Source organism: Aeromicrobium wangtongii (assembly GCF_024584515.1).
GTDB classification, from domain to species: domain Bacteria; phylum Actinomycetota; class Actinomycetes; order Propionibacteriales; family Nocardioidaceae; genus Aeromicrobium; species Aeromicrobium wangtongii.
Window position 1 is genome coordinate 3,379,988 of sequence record NZ_CP102173.1, and the last position, 20,565, is coordinate 3,400,552.

Here is a 20,565-nt window from a genome sequence, read left to right on the forward strand (position 1 = left end):
GGTGCAGTCTGGGCGGGGCGACCGGTGGGTCAGTGGTGGTCGACGCTGTGGTGGCCCCACAGGTGCGCGGTGTCGTAGCGCGTGGGCGTCCAGGTCTCGTCGTCGATCTTGATGCCGCCGGTCCCGAACTCCAGCCCCACGTTCGACGGGGTGATGAGGTAGAAGCTGGTCATGCGGTCGTTGCTGTGGCGGCCGAACGTCTTCAGCAGACGCTCCGGCTCGGTCTCGATGTGCTCGAGGGCGCGGCCGATGACGTCCAGGTCGGTGACCTCCAGCATGAAGTGGCCGACGCCCAGCGGACGCCCCGGGATCTGCGGCGTGAACGCGAAGCTGTGGTGGCGCGGGTTGCAGTGCAGGAACGTCGCGTACAGGTCGGGCGTCAGATCGATGTGGTCCGACAGGCGGAAGCCCAGGACGTCCATGAACAGCCGCTCGTACTTCTCGCGGTCCGACACGACCTGCAGGACGTGGCCCAGGCCCTCGGTGCCGGCGACGAACTCGGCGCCGATCGGCGAGGCGAACCGTGCCGAGGACGTGCCCAGGCCCCAGTAGATCTCGTGGTCGTAGCAGTCGTCGGGGTCGCGGAAGCTGATCAGGTCGCTGACCCGGCGCTCCTTGGCGACCTCGGGCCCGGGACGCGTGACGACGTACCCCGCTGCCGTCAGGCGCGACTCGAGCTCGGCCAGCTCGGCGGGACCCTTGGTCTCCCAGCCGACGGCCGAGACCCCACCGGTCTCACCGGCACGCACCTCGAGCCGGTAGACCTTCTCGTCCGCGCGGAACCGCAGCCGGTCCTCGCCCATGCGGTCGGCCATCAGGCCCAGCACGCGCTGGCCGAAGTCCTCCCACACGTCGAGGTCGGTGGCGGTGAACTGGATGTAGCCAAGAGCTGTGACGCTCGCGGTCATGTCGACTCCTACTGGTTCGAAACGGGGGTGGTCAGGTGGTGGTCAGTCAAGGACGCCGCCCTCGCCGAACCGGGCCCAGATGAGATCGGCGACCTCGGCCGCGCGGCGCCGGACGAGCTGGCCCCACTGGGCGACCGTCGCGCCGCTGGCGCCTGCCGGCGGCCCGGACAGCCGGACCGAGAGCTGCAATGCGCCGATGCTGGGCACCGAGGCGGTGATCGACCGGACGTCGTACGTCTGGTCGTCCGAGAGCTCCGGCTCGTAGTAGTCCAGGTGCTCCAGGTGCATCGCCTGCACCTGACGCTGCCGGTGCGGGGTGGGCTCGCCGTGGATGTAGCGGGTGACGTCCTGCCAGGTCTCCTGGTCCGGTCCCTCGCCGACCAGCGAGAGCGAGTAGCCCTGCTCGGCCACCCGGTGCGCCAGCTCGGCGCACCGGCCGCGGACCTCCTCGGCGCTGCGCGGCAGCCGCCCGATCCACCGGTCCACGGCCGTGTCGTCGGCAGGGTCCAGGTGCACCGAGCCGGCGGGCGGGACGTTGGGCAGACGCAGGCCGATCTCGAAGAACGTCCTGGTCGCTGATCCGCGCTCCGTGCCGATCACGACGTCGTGGTCGCCGATCAGCGCGAGCAGCGAGACGTCCGCACCGACCTCGGCCGCCAGGTCGGCCAGCGGCTCCATCGCGGCCTCGCTGAGGCGCGAAGCCCGGATCAGGTCGTGATCGGCCGGCGCCAGGAACGACGACGGCGCGAAGCCGCCGAACCCGCCTTGGAAGAACAGCAGCGGGCAGGTGGGCCGCTGCACCTCCAGCGAGCGCACCCGGCCCAGGACGATGAAGTGGTCGCCGGCGTCGACGATCTCGTGGTAGTCGCACTCGATCCAGGTCACCGACTCCTGCAGGATCGGCGCACCCGACGGGGAGGGTCGCCACGAGACGTCCTCGAACGACTCCGCTCCGCGCCAGCTGCCGACGAGGTCGGCCTGGTCGGCGGCCAGCACGTTGACGCAGAACGTCTCGGCCTCGCGCAGCTTGGCGAACGTGCGCGACCCGCGGTCAGGCAGGAACGCCACCAGGGGCGGGTCGATCGACACCGAGGTGAACGTGCCCACGACCATGCCGACGAGCTCGCCGTCGGACAGCGTCGCGGTGATCAGCGCGACACCGGTCGGGTAGTGCCCCAGGGCGTTGCGGAACGTCAGCGGGTCGATGGCGGCCGGGTCCGGCGCCGTCGGCTCAGACATGGCGGATCAACCGGTGGACCTGGCTGCGCAGGTCGGCGAACCGGGGCAGCGCCTTGGTGGCGACCTGCTCACGCTCACGGGGCAGGTCGACCGTCAGCATCTCGCGGATGCCGGCGGGCTTGCCACCGAGGGCCAGCACCCGGTCGGACAGGTACACCGCCTCGTCGATGTCGTGCGTGACCAGCAGGATCGTGATGCCCAGGTGGTCGCGCACACGCAGCAGCAGGTCCTCCAGATCGGCGCGGGTCTGCGCGTCGACGGAGGCGAATGGCTCGTCCATGATGACGGCGGCCGGCCGGTAGGCCAGCGCACGGGCGATCGCGACGCGCTGCTGCATGCCGCCGGACAGCTGCCACGGATAGGAGCCCGTCGCATCCGCCAGGCCGACCTCGGTCAGCGCGTCGATGGCGATCTTCTCCCGCTCGGCCTTGTCCAGCCCTGCCGAGCGCAGCGGGAGGACGACGTTCTCCAGCACGCTGAGCCAGGGCATCAGCGAGCGGCTGTAGTCCTGGAACACGATGGCCAGGCCGCGCGGCGGCGCGTCGATGCGGCGCCCGTCGAACAGCACCTCGCCCTCGCTGGGACGGCGCAGTCCGGTGAGGCACTCCAGGAGCGTCGTCTTGCCGACGCCGGAGGGACCCACGATGCACATCAGCTCGCCGCGCTCGACCTCGAAGTCCAGGCCCTTGAGCACCTGGTGGTCTCCGTACGCGTGGCCGACGCCACGCACCTGCAGGACCGGACCGGTCTGGCTGCCGGCGCCTGGGATGGTCTTCGTCATCGCTGGTCTTCTTTCTGGTTGGTGTAGCCGCGGTGCCAGGCCAGGACCCGGGACTCGAGCAGACCGAATGCCTTGTTCGTCGCGTAGCCGATGAAGCCGAGGACGATCAGGCCGGTCCACATCGCGACGATGTCGAACGTGCGCTGGGAGTTGAGGACGAAGTAGCCGAGCCCGCCGGGCGAGCCGACCATCTCGGTCAGCACCATCGCCACGACCGACATCGACAGGGCGACGCGGGCTCCGGCGAACACCTGCGGCATCGCGGCGGGGATCACCAGGTGGCGCAGGCGGTGCCAGCGCGTCAGCCGGTAGCTCGCCGCCACCTGGTGCAGGACGGGATCGACGGCGCGGACGCCCTCGACGGTGTTGAGCAGGATCGGCCACATCGAGACGAAGGCGATCGTGACGACCTTCATGTCGTTGCCGGTGCCCAGCAGCAGCATCATGATCGGCAGCAGCGCGACGCTGGGCAGGGCGCGCATGAACTCGACCAGTGGACGGGTCGCGTCCTCGAGAGCAGCCACGGAGCCGAGCAGCAGTCCCAGGGCGACCGCGACGACGAAGCCGATCGCGAACCCTGATAGCAGCCGGATGATGCTGGGCACGGCGTCGTCGACCAGGTGGTCGAAGAACCACAGCTCACCCAGGCGGCTGGCGATGTCGGACAGCGCCGGCCAGTAGAAGGAGGTGCTGCCGGCCGAGGCGAACCACCAGGCCGCGATCAGGAGCACCGGGAGCCACAGCTCCCAGGCGACGGTCTTGGCGACCTTGACCATGACGTTCACAGGGCATCTCCCGTACGGACCGAGGAGTGCCACCACAGGACGCGGCGCTGCAGCAGCACGAAGAGCAGGTTGAGCACCAGGCCGAGCAGTGCGGCGCTGAAGGCGAACAGGAAGGCCCGGTCGACGTCGTTGAGCTGCATCGCCTGCAGCAGCAGGTAGCCCAGGCCGTCGGTGCCGCCCAGGAACTCCGAGCTGATCGCCATCAGGAGCGAGATCGTCGCCGCGATGCGCAGCCCGGCGAACACGAACGGGAACATCGAGGGCGCGACGATGTAGCGCAGACGGTGCCAGCGGCTGAGGTGGTAGGCGCGGCCCACCCGCTTGAGCTGCGGGGAGATCTGGCCGACCGCGTAGCTGGTCTGGATGATGACCGGCCAGACCGCCGACACCAGGATCAGGACGACACCCAGCGTGCGGGTGGCCCCGAACAGGAGCAGGAACAGGGGCAGCAGCGCGATGGCCGGCACCGTGCGGCCGAAGTCGATGACCAGCTGGGTGCTGCGCCGGGTGGCCTCGTTGGAACCGATCAGCAGGCCGAGCGGGAGCCCGACGAGCGTGGCGAGGGCCAACCCCAGGAGGGCGGTCTGCACGGAGGTGGCGATGTTGCCCCAGTACTCGCCGGTGGGGACGACGTCCCGGGCCTCGGACAGCAGGTCCGCCGGGGTCGGGAATCCGCTGCTGGAGCCGGGGCCGATGGCGAACAGGTGCCAGACCACGAGCGCCACGATGATCGCGACGAGGCGAAGCAGCAGCCGTCTGGAGCGCGAGGGCGCCTGCGGGGGCTGGGTGCGGGTCACGGCACAACCTCTCCGGGTGATGTGTGTGGGCAGGGGAAGGACGGTGCGCCGGCTCGCCCAGCGAGCCGGCGCACCGGGGGCTCATCAGGGCTTGAACAGGATCTTCTGCGGCGAGGGCGCAGCCTGCTCGAACATGTCGTAGCGCTTGAGGTAGGCGATCGAGGTCGCGATGTCCTCGACGGTCAGCGGCTTCTCGGCATACACCGGCAGGGCAGCCTTGGCCAGGACGTCGGCGGGAGCATTGAGCACCTTCGCGGCGGTCTTGACCAGCAGGTCGCTGTCGCCGTTGACCTTGACGTTCGCCTCTCGCACGGCGTCGCCGAACGAGGCGATCAGCTCGGGGTTCGCCTTGGCGAACTTGCCGGTCGCCACGTAGACGTAGGCCGGTCCGCCGCCGCCGGAGTTGGTCGGCCCGACGACCCGCAGCTCGTCCTTGGCCCGCTCGATCGTGCCCACGGGCTCGGACGTCGTGGTGGCGTCGGCCTGCTTGGACTTCAGCGCGGTCAGCGGATCGGGGCTCTCGGTGAACTTGATCTTCGAGCTGTCTCCGCCGGCGTCATCGACGGAGCCCTTGAGATCGACCCACGGCTGGCTCTTGATCTGCGGGACGGCGATGGTCTTGCCGGTCAGGTCGGCCAGCGTCTTGATCGGGGAGTCCTTGCGGACCCACACGTTCGCGAAGCTGTAGTCCTCCTGGCCCTCGGGGATGCCGCCGTCGGTGGCGCCCGCGATGTAGACCAGGTCGAGACCCTGGCTGGCGGCGACCATCGACGTCGCGGTGTCGAGCAATGCGATGTCGACCTTGCCGCCGATCAGCTGGGGGACCATCTCGGAGGAGGTCTTGGCCGTCGTGATCTTCACGTCGAGGTCGTGGTCACCGAAGATGCCCTCGCTCTCGGCCGCATAGGCAGGCGCCCCGTTGAGCGATGCGAAGACCGCGAGGTTGACCTTGCCACCGGACGCATCCGATCCGCCGGACGAGTCGGAGTCCCCGGAGGAGCAGGCGGAGGTGGTGGCCAGAACGACGGCAGCGGCCGCCGCGAGGGCACTGAGACGCAGAGAAGCCATGTGTTTCGAGTCCTTAGTCATGCCGGGATCCGGCGTCGATCGGCCGTCGACGACGGCGTGTGACGAGCCTTACAAACCACGGTCCGCGGTTGGACCGATCACTCACCGAGTGGAATTTGGATTCAGGGGGCGAGGAGGTCGGTTGTCCGACCATGACCCACGTCACGTATGTTCAGCCATGCTGGAGCCGGTTCCACATACCGGAACGTAACAGAGGAGCACGGATGACGGACATGACCGGGAGACGGGGCGTTCTCGCCCGCGCATTCGACATCCTGGGATGCTTTGCGGGCGGCGCCGAGCGATCCGTCGCCGACGTCTGCCATGCCACCGATCTGCCGCCGGCGACGGTTCACCGGATGCTGGCGACCCTGGCCGAGCACGGCGCGATCGAGCGCACCAGCTGGGGCCGCTACCGCCTCGGCCCGAGCCTGTGGCGCCTCGGCCACGACGTGCACGAGATCCGCCGCCTGCGCGACTGCGCGCGCCCCGCGTTGATCGACCTTCACGCCACGACCCGGCTGCCGGTCGCCCTGGCCACCCGCGAGGGCGACCGCCTGCAGGTCATGGACAAGATCGCCGGCCGCAAGGTCGCCGGGTGGGCGTGGACCGCGCTCGGCACCCCCCTGCTGACCCAGCACCCCGGCGGACTCGTGCTGCTCGCGTGGGGGGCCACCCCCCAGCACCCCGGCACCCAGGCCCCGCCCGCCGGGCGCGACGAGTTCGCGTGGCGTCAGGAGCTGGCCGAGATCCGCCGACAGGGCTTCTGCCACAGCCGGCCGGCCGACGTCGCCGCCAACCCCGCGATCTGGGCCGCGGCTCCCGTGTTCTCCATCGACAAGTCGGTCACGACGTGCGTCATCATCGGTGGCGTGCACGGAGAGCACCCACCGGCCGCCCTCGGGCGACTGGCCCGCACGACGGCGACCGAGATCTCCGCCGGTCTGCGCCGCGGCGTCACCAGCCCTTCGCAGGGTGCCGAGGCCTGACATGGCTGTGATGACCAAGGCGGTCCACGCGATCGACCTGATCGCCCGGGCGCATCTGCCCGTCAGGCTGGGCGACGTGGCCGAGGCCCTGGGCATGCCGAAGTCATCGGCGCACCGGCTGCTGACCGAGCTGGCCGCGCACGACATGCTGCGCCGCGACGACACCGGTCGCTTCCTGCTCGGCCCCCGGCTGCTGTCGTGGGGCGTCGCCGCCGAGCTCAGCTACGACCTGCGTGGCATCGCCGAGCCGCACATGCGACAGCTCAGCCACGCCAGCGGTGAGAGCGTCAACCTGCACGTCATCCAGGCCGATCACCGGGTGTGCATCGCGGCCATCCGCGGGGCGGAGAACCTGTTCCCGCCCGTCTCGGTCGGCGAGGCGCTGCCGCTGGGCATCGGCGCATCCGGCAAGGTTCTGCTCGCCTTCTGCTCCGAGTCGCTGCAGGACCAGGTGATCGCATCGCTGTCGGCCGCGGGCGGGCCGGCGCCCACGCGCGAGCAGCTACGGGTGATCCGCACCAACCGCTGGGCCACCTCGATCGACGAGCAGCGCCTCGGACTGTCCGCGGGCGCAAGCGTCATCATCGGCCCCGGCGGCCGGGCACTCGGCGCCCTCGCGATCGGCGGGGACGTCGACCGCTTCCCCCCGGACCGCCTCGAGGACCTGCGGACCGCCGTGGTCAGCAGCGCGCAGGCCATCAGCGCGCAGGTCACCGGGCGCACCGGCTGAGCCGCTGCCACCCGACCTCCCCCGGGCCAAGGACCTTTCCGCTGGATGCGAGATGGCGACCACGGTCGCCGCCGCCCTCGAAGACTGGGGGTGCGCCATCTCGGCGCCTGCCCACCGAGAGGATGCCAGTGAGCGTCGCCACCCTTCCGCAGAGCGCCGGAGCCACGGCCCAGGTCGCTGCCTTCGCCAGCGCCGCCGACCGGCGCCGCGATCCGGCGACCCGCGACGCGCTGCGACGTCTGGTCGTGGACACGGTCGGAGTGACCGTCGCAGGTCTTGCGACCGAGCCGGTCACGCTGCTGCACGGGTGGCTGACCGACGAGGACCGGGGAACCGGTGATCCCTCCGGCGCCGCGGTCTGGGGCACGCCCCGCATGATCGGCCCCGCCGACGCGGCCCTCCTGAACGGCACCGCGGCCCACGTCCTGGACTGGGACGACGCGGCGCCCTCGATGGCGATGCACCCGGCGGCCGTCCTGCTGCCCACCCTGTTCGCCCTCGCCGCGCGGCGCCGGATCACCGGCGCCCAGCTCGATGACGCCTACTGCACCGGCTCGGCGGTCTTCCGGGCGGTCTCGGAGATCCTTCCCCACGCGACGCACTACGGGCGTGGCTGGCACAACACCTCGACGACCGGTCGTCTGGCGGCCACGGCGGCCGGTGCCGACCTGCTGGGCCTGACGCCGCTGCAGACCCAGCACGCCCTGGGCATCGCCGCGTCCCATGCCGCGGGCAGCCTGGCCAACTTCGGCACCATGACCAAGCCCCTGCACGCCGGCACTGCCGCCCGCGACGCCGTCATGGCCGTGGGGCTGGCCGCCCGCGGCTTCACGGCCAACCCCGACCAGCTGGAGTCGCGCGGCGGATTCCTCGACCTGTTCGGCGACCACGACCCCGAACGCGCTTCGACCCTGCGCGACCGGCTCGACCACTGGTCGACCGCGTGGACCGGCGACTACGCCATCAAGGCCTATCCGTCGTGCTTCGCCACCCAGCGTGCGATCGACGCCGGCATCAGCCTGCGCGAGGAGATCGGGAGCGCGGGCATCGAGCGGATCGAGGTGACCCTCGAGGCCGGGGGGACCCGCCCGTTGCGTGACGAGCTGCCCACGACCGGGCTCGAGGCGAAGTTCTCGCTGGAGTACACCCTGGCCCGGGCCCTCGTCAGCGGCGACGTGTTGCTCGCGGACTTCGCCGACGATGCGCTCGCGCACCCCGGTGTGGCCGAGCTGATGCCGCGCATCACGCTGACCGAGCGCCCCGCATCGTCCGAGCCGGGCCACACGGTCGTGCGCCTGCACACCGTCGACGGCCGGTTGCTGACCCGGACCGTCCACCACTCGCGCGGAGACTCCCACAACCCGCTGTCGTCCGGCGAGCTGTTCTCGAAGTTCCGCCAGTGCGTCGGTGGCGACGCCGCTGAGGCGACCCGCTGGTTCGACGCGCTGCACGCACTGCCCGACTCCGACGCCCCCTGCGACGTCCAGCCGCTGCTCGCCGGTCCCGGCGGCACGGCCCCCACCCGTTGAGCGCATCCCGCTCTCGTCCGACCCCAAGGAGAACCCGACCGTGACCGACACCTTCACCGAGGAAGCCACCAGCCGCTTCGTCGAGACGGCCAGTGGCCGCCTGCACTACAACGAGTACGGCAGCGGTCACCCGGTCGTCCTCCTGCACGGCTCGGGCCCCGGCGCGACCGGATGGAGCAACTACGCGCGCAACATGGAGGTGCTCGGCCAGAACTTCCGCTGCCTGGCGGTCGACATGCCCGGATGGGGCAAGTCCGACACCGTCTCGTACGACGAGCGTGACCACGCCGCGACGGCACAGCACTTCCTGGACGCGCTGGGCATCGAGAAGGCGGCCTTCATCGGCAACTCGATGGGCGGCGCGACGTCGATCATGTTCGCCGCGACCCAGCACGACCGGGTCAGCCACCTGGTCACGATGGGCGCCGGCGTCGGCGGGGCACACCTGTTCGTGCCCGGCGGCGGGCCGAGCGAGGGCGTCAAGGTCCTGCAGCGCACCTACCGCGACCCGTCGCTGGAGAACTTCCGCGACCTGGTCGACATCATGACCTACGATCCCGAGCACGCCAGCGACGAGCTGGTCCGCCAGCGCCACCAGGCCGCGGTCGACCACCCCGAGCACATCGCGAGCTTCGCCGCCGGCATCGGCCGCCCCCGGCCGCACATGGCCTCGCACGCCCAGATCGCCGGCATCACCGCGCCGTCGCTGTTCTTCCACGGCCGCGACGACCGCGTCGTGCACTACGAGAGCACGCTCAAGCTGGTCTCGCTGGTGCAGAACTCGCGGGCCGTCCTGCTCGCCCGCTGCGGCCACTGGGCCCAGCTCGAGCACGCCGACGAGTTCAACCGCACCGTCACCGACTTCCTCCTCCACAACTGAACGGGGCATCTGCCATGAACGAGGTCCACGAACGCATCCTGGCCCGGGCCGACGAGCTCGCCGCCGAAGCCCCGCTCAGCGACGAGCAGGGCAGCCTGACCGACACGACCGCCGACATCCTGCGCAGCTGCGGAGTCATGCGGATGCTGCAGCCCAAGGAGTTCGGCGGGATGGAGGCCAGCCCGGTCGACTTCTTCCGCACCCTGTTCGACATCGGCGTGCAGTCGTCGTCGGCGGGCTGGGTCGCCGGTGTCGTCGGCGTCCACGCCTTCGAGATGGCGCTGATGGACCACACGCTGCAGAAGGAGATCTGGGCCGATGACGCCGACACCTGGATCGCGTCGCCCTACGCGCCGCTCGGACGGGCCACACCCGTCGAGGGCGGCTACCGGTTCACCGGCCGGTGGCCGTTCTCGTCGGGCACCGATCACTGCACCTGGATCATCCTCGGCGGACTGATCGTCGACGCGGACGGTGCGCCCGTCCCGGGCGGCAGCCGGCACTTCGTCCTGCCCCGCGCCGACTACGAGATCATCGCCGACTCGTGGGACGTCGTGGGACTGCGCGGCACCGGCAGCAAGGACATCGTGATCCGCGATGCCTTCATCCCCGAGCACCGCGTGTTCGACCCGACGCCCATGGAGGACGGCGGCCTCGCCGACAGCGTGGGTCGCGGCGACTCGCCGTTGTACCGGATGCCGTTCCACCCGATGTTCACCGCCGGCATCACGACCGCGACGATCGCGATGGCGCGCGGCGCGCTGACCGCCTTCACCGAGGCCATGCAGCACCGGGTCACGGCCCGTGGCGTCAAGACGGCCGACAACCCGCACCAGCTGGCCGTCCTCGGCCGCGCGAGCGCCGATCTGCAGGCCGGCGAGGTGCAGCTGTTCGGCGACATCGAGTGGATGTGGGACAAGGCGCAGCGCGACGAGCGCTTCTCCGCCGAGGACCGTCTGCGTGTCCGTCGCAACCAGGTGCGCATCTCCCGCAGGGCCGTCGACGTGGTCGACGAGCTGTTCCTGAACGCCGGCGGATCGGCGCTGCGTTCGGACTCCACGCTCCAGCGGTACTGGCGCGACATCCACGCGGCCCTGAACCACGCGAGCAACAACGCCGACCCGATCTACCAGGCGTACGGCCTGAACTCGTTCGGCAACCCGTTGCCGAAGACCGTGCTGTTCTGACCGGTCAGGTGACCCCGGTGATGCCCTCTCGTGACCACGGGAGGGCATCGTCGCGTCCGGACGGGACCGCTGCCCCGGACGTCTCCGCAGGCTCACTGGGACGACTGGTCGACCGGCTCGGCACCGACCTGGACCGACCGGTCGTGCTCTACGACCCGGCGATGAACGTGCTGGCCTTCAGCGCGCACTCCTCGCACGACGTCGATGCCAACCGCAGCGCTGCGATCCTGTCCCGCCGGACGCAGCCCCGCGCCCTGGAGCTGGTGCACGAGGCGGGCGTCCACCGCGCGCACGTCCCGGTCGTCGTCCCGTCCGATGCTGGGCTGGCCGACCGGATCGGCATGCCCGTGCGTCACGGCGGCGCCCTCCTCGGCTACCTGGTGTGCGTCGCCGAGCCGGGCGATCTGCCCGTCACGGACCGCTACCGCTCGATCGTGGTGGATGCCGCCGCCGACCTCGGCCTGCTGCTGCACGCGGGAGACCTGCAACGACGCACGCACCGCGCCGCGACCGCGGCGACGGTGCGTGACCTGCTGGGCGACGACCCGGCGATCCGCGGGGACGCCGCCGGTCGGCTGCTGCGCCAAGGCATGCCCGCATCCAGCGCCGGACATCTCGTGCTGACCTTCTCGGGTCTGCCGCCCGGCGCGGACCCCGGGCACTCGTCGCTGCTGGAGCTGGAGGTGCTGCTGGACCGGGCGACCGGCACCGTCGCCTCGTCGGTCATCGGCGCCGTGATCGGTGGCGCCGCGGTGCTCGTCCTGCCCGTCGCGCCGGACCACCGACGCACGGTCCAGCGGCTGGCCGACCAGCTGCCGGACGAGGTGCGCCTGGGCATCGGAGCGCCGCGCACCGACCTGGTCCATGTCGCGGGCTCGGCCCGCGAGGCCGCCCTGGCGCTGTCCGGGGCCTGGCACGATCCGGCGCGTCACGGACGCATCGCACGGTGGCGTGACCTCGGGGCCGATCAGCTGTTGCTACGCCTGCCGCTGGACCGGATGGGGCCGGCCGACCTGCCCGAGCCGGTGCGGCTGCTGCTCGCGGCACGTGGCGGCCTCGAGCTGGCCAGGACGGCCGAGAGCTATCTCGACCACGGCGGCGATGCCCAGGCCACGGCGCGCGCCATCTCGATCCATCGCAGCACGCTGTACTACCGGCTGGACCGCATCGCCGCGCTGATCGGCGTCGACGTGCGTGACGGCTCGGTCCGCCACGAGCTGCACACCGGCCTGCGGGTCGCGACCCTGTGCGGACTGCGCCCGGTGGCCGGCTGACCGGTCATCCGCGCAGTCCGTCGGCCAGCAGCCGCTCGGCCATCCGCTCGGCCTCGCCGGTCTTCGGCGAGCTGAAGAACAGGACGCGTCCGATGATCGGGTCACCGGTGTAGTAGCGCTCGTACAGGGCCTGCCGCGCAGCGAACGGGCTGCAGGTCATGTCCCACACCATGCGCATGACCTGCAGGCGACGCTCGGCCGGCACGTCCGGTCCGTGCACGTACTTCTCGATCAGGTGGCCGATCTCGTCGTTCCGGAGCTCGCCCTCGGTCATGGCGATGGCGCCGCTGCCCGCGACGAGCCGCAGCACCTCGACAGCCTTGGCGATCGCCTCGGGGAAGAAGAAGGTCAGGGCCGAGATGCCGACCCGTGACTCCACCTCGGGCTCACCGGGCCCCGGCGCCACGGCGTCCGCGCCGGCCCGCCGGTTCGCGATCCGGCGGGACAGGTCGAGCGCGATCCCGTCCAGCAGGCCCTCGGCGACGTTCAGGCGTCCGACGACCTCGCCGATCTCCTCCTGGTAGCGCGGCGTGCCGGCGCGGCCGGTCGTGCGGGCCGCGACGGTCGCGAGCCCGGCCAGGAACCGCAGCTTCGCGGTGCTGCGAGCCGCCCCCTGCAACGGGCCGTAACCGACCGCATTGCGCACGATGCCGTTGTACGCGTCCAGATCGCCCGCGACGACGACCCGCTCCTCGGGCACGAACACCTCGTCGAACACCAAGATGGCATCGCTCTCGTCGAAACGGCTCGACAGCGGGGTGTCGAAGCGTCCGTCGCCGCGGTCGTAGGCCTGGCGGCACACGATCGACAGCCCTTCGGTGGCCAGCGGCAGGGTGAAGACCAGCGCATACTCCTCCTGGCCCGGCCGGCGGGGGACGTACGGACCGACGAACACCTCGTTGGCGACCGGCGCCAGCGTCGACAGCAGGCGCGCGCCGCTGACCACGATGCCCCCGTCGCGCCGCTCGACGACGTGCAGCGCCTCGGGCGGGGCGTCCTGCGTCGACCGGTCGCTCTGCGGGTCGACCAAGGTGTGGGTGACGGCCAGGTCCTCGCGCCGCAGGCGCTGGATGTACTCGCCCAGCCGGTCGGCCTCCGCCTGCTTGCCCACGAACAGCAGGCTGCTGCGGATGTCGAGCAGGTAGGCGTTCATGAAGTCCGGCAGGCGGCCCATCATCCCGTACGTCAGGTCGGTCCTCAGCCGATCGCACCGCAGCCGGGCGAGGACGTCGTCGTGGTCCTGCGCCTCCAGCAAGGTGGTGCTGTGGACCTCGCCGCTGTCCGCGTCGGTGGTCGTGAGGACGCCGGCCAGCTCGGGATCAGCCTGGGCGTCGTACAGCGCACCGAGCGTCGACAGCACCCCCTGGAACGCCGGGTGCGCCGTCACGTCGTCGACGCGCTCGCCGTCCACGAACAGCCGGCGCCCGTCCTGCAGGCTCTGCCGGTACTGCTCACCAGTGCGAATCGCCATGTTTCAGATCTCCTCGTCTCGACGTCCTCGACCCGCAGCGTAGGTTCGCCGGGCCACCCGATTCATCGGCCGGGACGCGGAACCTGGCGGCCCGGAGTCCGACACCGTGTCGGACGACGCCGCCGGGCAGACTGGGTCCATGAGCACCACGCCGGCAGCGCAGGAACTCGACCCGCGCTCCGTGCTGGCCAAGGTCATGGCGGTGCTGCACGCCTTCGCGGTCGACGATCGGTCGGTGTCGCTGGCCGAGCTGGCCCGGCGCACCCAGCTGCCCAAGGGCACGCTGCACCGGGTCTGCAGCGACCTGGTCACGGCACGCCTGCTGGACCGGGCCAGCGACGGCTACCGGCTCGGCGGGCACCTGTTCGAGCTGGGGATGCGGGCCTCGGTCGAGCGTGGCCTGGTCGACGTGGCCACCCCCTTCATGGAGGACCTGTACGAGCTGACCCACGAGACCGTCCACCTCGGGGTCCGGGAGGCCGCCGAGGTCATGTACGTCGCCAAGATCGGTGGGCACCGACAGGCACCGTCGCCGTCGCGGGTCGGCGGCCGGCTACCCCTGCACTGCACCGCGATCGGCAAGATCCTGCTCGCGCACGCACCGGCCGGGCTCGTCGACGAGTACCTGTCGCGCCCGCTGGAGCGCCGCACGCCGCGCACCGTGATCGCACCGGGCCTGCTGCGCCAGCAGCTGACCCAGGTGCGTGAGACCGGGCTGGCCTTCGAGTACGAGGAGTCGGCGGTCGGCATCGTGTGCGTCGCCGCGCCCGTGCTGGACGTCGAGCACGGCGTGGCCGCGGCGCTCAGCGTCACCGGGCCCGTCACCCGCTTCGACCCTCGACGCCACGCGAACGCCGTCCGGGCCGCCGCCGCGGGCGTCCAGACGACCCTGGCCCGGCAGGCCGCTCTGCGGGAGGACTGACCGCCACCCGCATACCGGTGAGCGGAACACCGGGCTGGCTGCGGCAGGCCCCACGCCGTGAGACTGGGTCGACAGCACCCACGACGGAAGAGATCGATGAGCTCCACCGCAGCAGCGACCTTGGCAGCAGCCGACCGGCTCGAACAGGCCCAGAGCACCCTCCGCCCCACACCCCCCGTCCGCGACATCCTCGGGTCCACCGACATCACCGCGGCCTATGCCGTCCAGGACGAGGTGAACCTGCGTCGCCGCGCGCGCGGGGCTCAGGTCGTCGGTCGCAAGATCGGCCTGACCTCTCCGGCGGTCCAGCAGCAGCTCGGGGTCGACCAGCCCGACTTCGGTGTCCTGTTCGACGACATGGTCCACGCCGACGGCAGCACCGTGCCCACCGGCCGCCTCCTGCAGCCCAAGATCGAGGCCGAGGTCGCCTTCGTCCTGGCCCAGGACCTGGACGGCGAGCTCGACCTGGCGACGGTCCGCGGTGCGGTCGATTATGCCGTCGCCGCCCTGGAGATCGTCGACAGCCGCGTGGCCGACTGGGACATCACGATCACCGACACCGTCGCCGACAACGGCTCCAGCGCGCTCTACGTGCTCGGCACCCAGCACGTGAGGCTCGACGAGGTCGAGCCGCGGGACGTCGAGATGTCGATGAGCATCGACGGCGAGGTCGTCTCGACCGGCAACGGCGCGGCCTGCCTCGGCGACCCGCTGGAGGCCCTGCTGTGGCTGGCCCGCACCGCCCAGGAGATCGGCGACCCGCTGCGCGCCGGTCAGGTCGTCCTGTCCGGCGCCCTGGGACCCATGGCCCCCGTCGTCGCCGGCAACTCAGTCCAGGCGCAGATCAGCCGACTCGGCTCGGTCTCCGTCAACTTCAGCACCGAGGAGAACGCATGACCCGCACGAAGGTGGCCGTGATCGGCTCCGGCAACATCGGCACCGACTTGATGTTCAAGGTGCTGCGCCTGTCCGACACGCTCGAGATGGCGGCCATGGTCGGCATCGATCCCGCCTCGGACGGTCTCGCCCGAGCGGCCAAGCACGGCGTGCCCGTGATCTCCGACGGGGTCGACGGCCTCATCGCGATGGACGGCTTCGACGAGATCGAGATCGTCTTCGACGCCACGTCGGCCAAGGCCCACGAGGCGAACCACGCCAAGCTGGCGCCCCTGGGCAAGAAGCTCGTCGACCTGACCCCGGCCGCGATCGGCCCCTACGTCGTCCCGCCGGTCAATCTCGAGGAGCACCTCGACGCGGACAACGTCAACATGGTGACGTGCGGCGGGCAGGCCACGATCCCGGTCGTCGCCGCGATCTCGCGCATCACCCCGGTGCCCTACGCCGAGATCGTCGCGTCGATCGCGTCGAAGTCGGCCGGCCCCGGCACGCGCGCCAACATCGACGAGTTCACCGAGACCACCTCGGCGGCCATCGAGGCCGTCGGTGGCGCCGGCCGCGGCAAGGCGATCATCATCTTGAACCCCGCCGAGCCGCCGCTGATCATGCGTGACACCGTGCTGGCCCTGATCGGCGATGCCGACCATGACGCCATTCGCGAGTCGATCCACACCATGATCGAGCAGGTCGCGGCCTACGTGCCCGGCTACCGCCTCAAGCAGGACGTCCAGTTCCGCAAGCTCGAGGAGGACGAGCCCGTCCACACCCTGACCCCCGAGGGCTCACCGGCCGTGACCCACCAGGTCACGGTCTTCCTCGAGGTCGAGGGCGCCGCGCACTACCTGCCCGCCTACGCCGGAAACCTCGACATCATGACCTCGGCCGCCCTGCGGGTCGCCGAGTCGCTCGCCGCCCGCTCGACCACCAAGACCCCGGAGACCGTCTGATGACCAAGATCTTCGTCCAGGACGTCACCCTGCGTGACGGCATGCACGCCATCCGCCACCGCATCAGCCCCGATGACATCCGCCGTGTCGTCACCGCACTCGACGAGGCCGGTGTCGACGCGATCGAGGTCGCCCACGGCGACGGCCTCGCCGGCGGCTCGCTGAACTACGGTCCCGGGAGCCACACCGACTGGGAGTGGATCGAGGCCGCGGCCGACGTCCTGAAGAACGCCCGCCTCACGACGCTGCTGCTGCCCGGGATCGGCACGATCCACGAGCTCAACCGCGCCTACGACCTCGGCGTGCGCTCGGTCCGCGTGGCGACCCACTGCACGGAGGCCGATGTCTCGGCCCAGCACATCCAGCACGCCCGCGAGCTCGGCATGGACGTCTCCGGCTTCTTGATGATGAGCCACATGGCGCCGGCCGAGAAGCTGGCCGAGCAGGCCAAGCTGATGGAGTCGTACGGCGCGCACTGCGTGTACGTCACCGACTCGGGCGGACACCTCACGATGAAGGCCGTCGCCGAGCGGGTCCGGGCCTACCGGGCCGTGCTCGACCCGGCGACCGAGATCGGCGTCCATGCCCACCAGAACCTCAGCCTGTCCGTCGCCAACAGCGTCGTCGCGGTCGAGGAGGGCGTGACCCGGGTCGACGCCTCGTTGGCCGGGCTGGGCGCCGGCGCCGGCAACTGCCCCATCGAGCCGTTCATCGCCGTGGCGAACCTCGAGGGCTGGGAGCACGGTTGCGACCTCGCCGCACTCGAGGATGCCGCCGACGACATCGTGCGTCCGCTGATGGACCGCGCCGTCCAGGTCGACCGCGAGACGCTGACCCTCGGCTACGCGGGCGTGTACTCCAGCTTCCTGCGTCACGCCGAGAACGCGTCGTCCCGCTACGGCGTCGACGTCCGCGACATCCTCACCGAGGTGGGACGTCGCAAGCTCGTCGGCGGCCAGGAGGACATGATCGTCGACATCGCGCTCGACCTGAGCCGCGACGTCGTCGCGAGCTGATCGCTCGTCGCGCTCACGTCACCGCTCACCCGGGCCTGACGTGAGCGCGGCGACCGCAGCGCGCGCGCCGTGGTCGCGCAGGCCCTGCAGCGCCTCCACGTAGGCGGCCACGAAGCGCGAGTCGTCGCGGAGCTCCTCGAACATCGACAGCTCGAGCATCGCCGTGGGATCGTCGCCCTGTCGTGATGCGGCCGCGGCGATCTCGTCGTGGCGCACGTCGTTGAGCTCGAGCGGCCGCCCCTCGTCGTCGGTGCCTTCTGCGTAGCGCGCCCATCCGGCCAGCGCGAGGACCGCCCGGTCGATGTCCCCGCCGGCCGCGAGCTGGGCCCGGACGACCGGGAGCAGGAACTTGGGCAGCCGCTCGGACCCGTCGACGCACTGCCGGGCCAGGGTGTCGGCGATGGAGCCGTTGCCGAAGCGCTCCATGAGGGTGGCCCGGTAGTCGGCGAAGTCGACATCGGGCACCGGCTCCAGGGTCGGCTGCGCCTCGTGCTCCATGTAGCCGCGGATCAGCCGCGCGAAGTCGTCGTCGTGCGCGGCGTCGTGGACGTGCGTCAGCCCGGCCAGCGAGCCGAGGTAGCCCATGACCTGGTGGCTGGCGTTCAGCAGCCGCAGCTTCATCAGCTCATAGGGGCGCACGTCGTCGACGACGCTGACACCGGCGTCCTCCAGCGGCGGTCGTCCGGCGCTGAACTCATCGCTGATGACCCACTGCAGGAACGACTCACAGGTGACCGGGCAGGCGTCCTCGATGCCGAACTGCTCAGCCACGAAGGCGCGGTCCGCGTCCGTGGTCACCGGGGTGATGCGGTCGACCATGCTGTGCGGGAACGCGACGTGCTGCTCGATCCATCCGGCCAGCTCCTCGTCACGGAGCGCCGCGAAGCCCTGGAACGCCCGCCGGGCGACGGCGCCGTTGGCCTCGATGTTGTCGCACGAGACCACCGTGAAGGGGTCCAGGCCGCGTCGCCGACGGCGGTCCAGGGCCTCGACGACGATGCCGAACACGGTGGCCGGGGTCGCGCCCGGCTCGAGATCGGCCCGGATCGCAGGGGCGTCGGCGTCGAAGTCGCCGTCGCCGCCGATCAGGTTGTACCCGCCCTCGGTGATGGTCAGCGACACGATGCGGGTCGTCTCGGACGCCATCTTCTCGATGACCGCATCGACGTCGTCCGGGGCGAACAGGTACTCGACGATCGAGCCGATGACCCGCGCCTGCGCGCTGCCGTCGGGATGGCGCTCCACCACCGTGTACAGGTGGTCCTGCCCGTCCAGCGCCTCCTGCATGGCGCGGTCCTGAGGCAGCAGGCCGACCCCGCAGATGCCCCAGTCGGTGGCCCCCGCCGCGAGCAGCCGGTCGACGTACACGGCCTGATGGGAGCGATGGAACCCGCCGACCCCGACGTGGACGATGCCCGCCGTCACGGCCGACCTGTCGTACTCGGGGCTGCCGACCTCGGGCGGAAGCTGCTCCAGTGATCCGTCGCTGAGCTTCATGGGCACGCTCCTTCGATGGGGCCTACTTCGTCGTGAGCACCTGCACGTGGCACGTACCACCCTCGGGGGCTGCGGGGATCTTCGCGACCTGGAACTCGATCGACCCACCCGCTGCGACCTTGGGGACCTGCTGGGTCCTGGCCTGCTGCGGGTTCGGCGCCGGCGCCCCGACGAAGACGGTGACCTGGAAGGTCACCGTCTTCTTGGTCGCATTGGACAGGACGCCGGACGCCGTGAACGTCCCCGAGCCGTCCCGCTCGCACCGGAAGCGGGACAGGGCCGCCGGGACCGGCTCGCCGGTCGGCGCCGGGGTCATCGGGATGGCTGCCTCCTGGCCCGCCGCCGGGACCGTCCTCGTGGGGGTCGCCCCGGATCCGTCCGAGTCCGCGCCGCACGCAGCGAGCAGCAGGAGCAGGAGCAGGGCCGCGGTGCGCATGGGACCATCCCATCACGGCCCGACCTCGACACGGCGCAGGCTCGCGCCCGCCTGTAGCGTCGGGCCATGAAATCCAAGCGGTTCCTTCGACGTGTCGGGATCGAGGTCCTCGGCTGGACCCTCGTGGTGGTGGGCCTGGCGGCCCTCGTCCTGCCGGGTCCGGGGCTGCTGTGCCTGTTCGCCGGCCTCGCCGTCTTGTCCCAGCAGTACGAGTGGGCCGAGCGCAGGCTGCGTCCGGTCGAGGTGATGGCGCTGAAGTCCGCCGCCCAGGGCGTCGAGACGTGGCCCCGCATCGTCGCCAGCTGCATCGGCGCGTTGGCCATCGGCGCGGTCGGCATCGTGTGGGGCATCCGGCCGGACGTCCCCGGCTGGTGGCCGCTCGCGGAGCGCTGGTGGCTGCCCGGCGGGTGGGGCACCGGGGCAACGCTCATCGCGTCCTCGCTGATGGCGCTGGCCCTCATCGTCTACAGCTACAAGCGGTTCCACGGCCTCAGCGAGCAGGAGGCCCAGATGATGGCCGAACGCCTCGCCAAGGGCGAGACCAGCAGCTAGCGCAGCTCGACGAACAGCGAGTCGACCTCGGCGCACAGCGTCTCGCCGGCCCACATGTCGCCGCGGATGAACCGCTTGCGGCCCTCCACCCGGTCCACCCAGGCCCGCACCCGCACCGGCGTGTCCAGCAGGACCGGCGAGCGGAAGTCGGACTTCAGGTAGGCGGTCCGGGCCGGCTTGCCGTCCGCGGTCGCCAGGACACCCAGCACCTCGTCGAAGACGGTCAGGATCGCACCGCCGTGCGCGGCTCCTCCCCCACCGAGGAAGAACGGCCCGAACGTCAGGGTCCCCTCGATGCGGTCCTCCTCGGACAGGTCCACCACGACCGGTGGGAGGGCCAGGTGCCCGCGGGACGGCAGCCTCGTCGCGAGGTACCCCGAGAGTCGTTCGCGCTCCGGCCGCACCATGGGAGCCAGGGTGTCGGTCCAGCCGCGCAGGTCGCCGGCCAACCGGTCCAGGAGCTCCGCATCGGGTGCTGCGGTCGCCAGCGCGTCGTGGAACGCGTGCACCGCGTCGAGCACCGACGAGAAGGCCGCCACCTGCTCCGGGGTGGCCGCCGGGTTGTCGAACGGGGTGTCGCTCACGTGGTGACTTCTCTCCTCGGGTCCAGAGCCGGAGTCAGGCTAGACCGCACCACACGGTCGGCGCGGCGCGGGGCAC

At 71.2% G+C, this 20,565-nt stretch carries 21 protein-coding genes; 11 read left to right on the forward strand and 10 right to left on the reverse strand.

From position 1 onward, the window contains the following. Nucleotides 1-29: 29 nt before the first annotated feature. From NQV15_RS16600 to NQV15_RS16625, 6 genes are all read right to left on the reverse strand, one after another. On the reverse strand, nt 30-908 hold the full coding sequence (locus tag NQV15_RS16600; protein ID WP_232403511.1) for a VOC family protein: 879 nt from the start codon (nt 906-908) through the stop codon (nt 30-32). A 42-nt stretch (nt 909-950) separates the two neighbouring features. Further along, a complete protein-coding gene (locus NQV15_RS16605; RefSeq protein ID WP_232403512.1) occupies nt 951-2,147 on the reverse strand; it encodes a flavin reductase family protein in 1,197 nt (398 codons plus the stop codon). Further along, entirely contained in the window at nt 2,140-2,928 is a 789-nt protein-coding gene (locus tag NQV15_RS16610) for an ABC transporter ATP-binding protein (protein WP_232403513.1), read from the reverse strand. The genes NQV15_RS16605 and NQV15_RS16610 overlap by 8 nt, the downstream gene beginning before the upstream one ends. Further along, nucleotides 2,925-3,704 (reverse strand): ABC transporter permease, encoded by a 780-nt coding sequence (locus tag NQV15_RS16615; protein WP_232403775.1) that lies wholly within the window; start codon nt 3,702-3,704, stop codon nt 2,925-2,927. Before NQV15_RS16615 ends, NQV15_RS16610 begins: the two co-directional genes overlap by 4 nt. A 5-nt stretch (nt 3,705-3,709) precedes the next feature. Continuing rightward, nucleotides 3,710-4,510 (reverse strand): ABC transporter permease, encoded by an 801-nt coding sequence (locus NQV15_RS16620; RefSeq protein ID WP_232403514.1) that lies wholly within the window; start codon nt 4,508-4,510, stop codon nt 3,710-3,712. 84 nt (nt 4,511-4,594) lie between these two features. Beyond that, nucleotides 4,595-5,578, reverse strand: coding sequence for an ABC transporter substrate-binding protein (locus NQV15_RS16625; protein ID WP_232403517.1), 984 nt, complete (start codon nt 5,576-5,578; stop codon nt 4,595-4,597). A gap of 233 nt (nt 5,579-5,811) precedes the next feature. Between NQV15_RS16625 and NQV15_RS16630 the strand changes: the two genes are divergently transcribed. From NQV15_RS16630 to NQV15_RS16655, 6 genes are all read left to right on the forward strand, one after another. Next, nucleotides 5,812-6,567, forward strand: a complete 756-nt coding sequence (locus NQV15_RS16630) for an IclR family transcriptional regulator (protein WP_232403519.1) — start codon at nt 5,812-5,814, stop codon at nt 6,565-6,567. Between the two features lies 1 nt (nt 6,568). Beyond that, complete coding sequence (locus NQV15_RS16635; RefSeq protein ID WP_232403521.1) at nt 6,569-7,297, forward strand: IclR family transcriptional regulator; 729 nt, start codon at nt 6,569-6,571, stop codon at nt 7,295-7,297. Between the two features lie 128 nt (nt 7,298-7,425). Next, on the forward strand, nt 7,426-8,826 hold the full coding sequence (locus NQV15_RS16640) for an MmgE/PrpD family protein (protein WP_232403522.1): 1,401 nt from the start codon (nt 7,426-7,428) through the stop codon (nt 8,824-8,826). A gap of 40 nt (nt 8,827-8,866) precedes the next feature. Then, nucleotides 8,867-9,706 carry an alpha/beta fold hydrolase gene (locus tag NQV15_RS16645; protein WP_232403523.1) on the forward strand — a complete coding sequence of 280 codons (840 nt, stop codon included), beginning with the start codon at nt 8,867-8,869 and terminating at the stop codon, nt 9,704-9,706. 14 nt (nt 9,707-9,720) lie between these two features. Further along, nucleotides 9,721-10,893 carry an acyl-CoA dehydrogenase family protein gene (locus NQV15_RS16650; protein ID WP_232403524.1) on the forward strand — a complete coding sequence of 391 codons (1,173 nt, stop codon included), beginning with the start codon at nt 9,721-9,723 and terminating at the stop codon, nt 10,891-10,893. Nucleotides 10,894-10,913: 20 nt separating this feature from the next. After that, the gene (locus NQV15_RS16655) at nt 10,914-12,167 is read left to right on the forward strand and encodes a PucR family transcriptional regulator (protein ID WP_232403776.1); all 1,254 of its coding nucleotides are present in this window, start codon (nt 10,914-10,916) and stop codon (nt 12,165-12,167) included. 4 nt (nt 12,168-12,171) lie between these two features. Here NQV15_RS16655 and NQV15_RS16660 read toward each other — a convergent pair whose 3' ends face one another. Further along, nucleotides 12,172-13,638 (reverse strand): 4-hydroxyphenylacetate 3-hydroxylase family protein, encoded by a 1,467-nt coding sequence (locus tag NQV15_RS16660; RefSeq protein WP_232403525.1) that lies wholly within the window; start codon nt 13,636-13,638, stop codon nt 12,172-12,174. Between the two features lie 139 nt (nt 13,639-13,777). Here NQV15_RS16660 and NQV15_RS16665 point away from each other — a divergent pair, with 139 nt between their 5' ends. The 4 genes from NQV15_RS16665 (at nt 13,778) to dmpG (ending at nt 17,420) form a co-directional block, all read left to right on the forward strand. Further along, nucleotides 13,778-14,560 carry an IclR family transcriptional regulator gene (locus tag NQV15_RS16665; RefSeq protein WP_232403526.1) on the forward strand — a complete coding sequence of 261 codons (783 nt, stop codon included), beginning with the start codon at nt 13,778-13,780 and terminating at the stop codon, nt 14,558-14,560. 96 nt (nt 14,561-14,656) lie between these two features. Beyond that, nucleotides 14,657-15,457, forward strand: a complete 801-nt coding sequence (locus NQV15_RS16670) for a 2-keto-4-pentenoate hydratase (protein WP_232403527.1) — start codon at nt 14,657-14,659, stop codon at nt 15,455-15,457. Further along, nucleotides 15,454-16,404 (forward strand): acetaldehyde dehydrogenase (acetylating), encoded by a 951-nt coding sequence (locus NQV15_RS16675; RefSeq protein WP_232403528.1) that lies wholly within the window; start codon nt 15,454-15,456, stop codon nt 16,402-16,404. Before NQV15_RS16670 ends, NQV15_RS16675 begins: the two co-directional genes overlap by 4 nt. Further along, nucleotides 16,404-17,420, forward strand: a complete 1,017-nt coding sequence (gene dmpG / locus NQV15_RS16680) for a 4-hydroxy-2-oxovalerate aldolase (protein WP_232403529.1) — start codon at nt 16,404-16,406, stop codon at nt 17,418-17,420. Before NQV15_RS16675 ends, dmpG begins: the two co-directional genes overlap by 1 nt. Nucleotides 17,421-17,438: 18 nt before the next feature. On the opposite strand, the gene NQV15_RS16685 is transcribed toward dmpG, so the two are convergent. After that, a complete protein-coding gene (locus NQV15_RS16685; protein ID WP_232403530.1) occupies nt 17,439-18,917 on the reverse strand; it encodes a mannitol dehydrogenase family protein in 1,479 nt (492 codons plus the stop codon). Between the two features lie 22 nt (nt 18,918-18,939). Continuing rightward, complete coding sequence (locus NQV15_RS16690; protein WP_232403532.1) at nt 18,940-19,353, reverse strand: hypothetical protein; 414 nt, start codon at nt 19,351-19,353, stop codon at nt 18,940-18,942. A 66-nt stretch (nt 19,354-19,419) separates the two neighbouring features. Here NQV15_RS16690 and NQV15_RS16695 point away from each other — a divergent pair, with 66 nt between their 5' ends. Continuing rightward, nucleotides 19,420-19,905 (forward strand): PGPGW domain-containing protein, encoded by a 486-nt coding sequence (locus NQV15_RS16695; RefSeq protein ID WP_232403533.1) that lies wholly within the window; start codon nt 19,420-19,422, stop codon nt 19,903-19,905. Here the strand turns inward: NQV15_RS16695 and NQV15_RS16700 are convergent. After that, nucleotides 19,902-20,489 carry a hotdog domain-containing protein gene (locus tag NQV15_RS16700; RefSeq protein ID WP_232403536.1) on the reverse strand — a complete coding sequence of 196 codons (588 nt, stop codon included), beginning with the start codon at nt 20,487-20,489 and terminating at the stop codon, nt 19,902-19,904. The two genes, NQV15_RS16695 and NQV15_RS16700, sit on opposite strands and share 4 nt — an antisense overlap. Nucleotides 20,490-20,565 lie beyond the last annotated feature (76 nt).

Bases quoted from the DNA above. Each gene is read 5' to 3' on its own strand.
- NQV15_RS16600 (WP_232403511.1), bottom strand. From the start codon at position 908: ATGACCGCGAGCGTCACAGCTCTTGGCTACATCCAGTTCACCGCCACC.
- NQV15_RS16605 (WP_232403512.1), bottom strand. From the start codon at position 2,147: ATGTCTGAGCCGACGGCGCCGGACCCGGCCGCCATCGACCCGCTGACG.
- NQV15_RS16610 (WP_232403513.1), bottom strand. From the start codon at position 2,928: ATGACGAAGACCATCCCAGGCGCCGGCAGCCAGACCGGTCCGGTCCTG.
- NQV15_RS16615 (WP_232403775.1), bottom strand. From the start codon at position 3,704: ATGGTCAAGGTCGCCAAGACCGTCGCCTGGGAGCTGTGGCTCCCGGTG.
- NQV15_RS16625 (WP_232403517.1), bottom strand. From the start codon at position 5,578: ATGGCTTCTCTGCGTCTCAGTGCCCTCGCGGCGGCCGCTGCCGTCGTT.
- NQV15_RS16630 (WP_232403519.1), top strand. From the start codon at position 5,812: ATGACCGGGAGACGGGGCGTTCTCGCCCGCGCATTCGACATCCTGGGA.
- NQV15_RS16635 (WP_232403521.1), top strand. From the start codon at position 6,569: ATGGCTGTGATGACCAAGGCGGTCCACGCGATCGACCTGATCGCCCGG.
- NQV15_RS16650 (WP_232403524.1), top strand. From the start codon at position 9,721: ATGAACGAGGTCCACGAACGCATCCTGGCCCGGGCCGACGAGCTCGCC.
- NQV15_RS16655 (WP_232403776.1), top strand. From the start codon at position 10,914: ATGCCCTCTCGTGACCACGGGAGGGCATCGTCGCGTCCGGACGGGACC.
- NQV15_RS16660 (WP_232403525.1), bottom strand. From the start codon at position 13,638: ATGGCGATTCGCACTGGTGAGCAGTACCGGCAGAGCCTGCAGGACGGG.
- NQV15_RS16665 (WP_232403526.1), top strand. From the start codon at position 13,778: ATGAGCACCACGCCGGCAGCGCAGGAACTCGACCCGCGCTCCGTGCTG.
- NQV15_RS16670 (WP_232403527.1), top strand. From the start codon at position 14,657: ATGAGCTCCACCGCAGCAGCGACCTTGGCAGCAGCCGACCGGCTCGAA.
- NQV15_RS16675 (WP_232403528.1), top strand. From the start codon at position 15,454: ATGACCCGCACGAAGGTGGCCGTGATCGGCTCCGGCAACATCGGCACC.
- dmpG (WP_232403529.1), top strand. From the start codon at position 16,404: ATGACCAAGATCTTCGTCCAGGACGTCACCCTGCGTGACGGCATGCAC.
- NQV15_RS16685 (WP_232403530.1), bottom strand. From the start codon at position 18,917: ATGAAGCTCAGCGACGGATCACTGGAGCAGCTTCCGCCCGAGGTCGGC.
- NQV15_RS16690 (WP_232403532.1), bottom strand. From the start codon at position 19,353: ATGCGCACCGCGGCCCTGCTCCTGCTCCTGCTGCTCGCTGCGTGCGGC.
- NQV15_RS16695 (WP_232403533.1), top strand. From the start codon at position 19,420: ATGAAATCCAAGCGGTTCCTTCGACGTGTCGGGATCGAGGTCCTCGGC.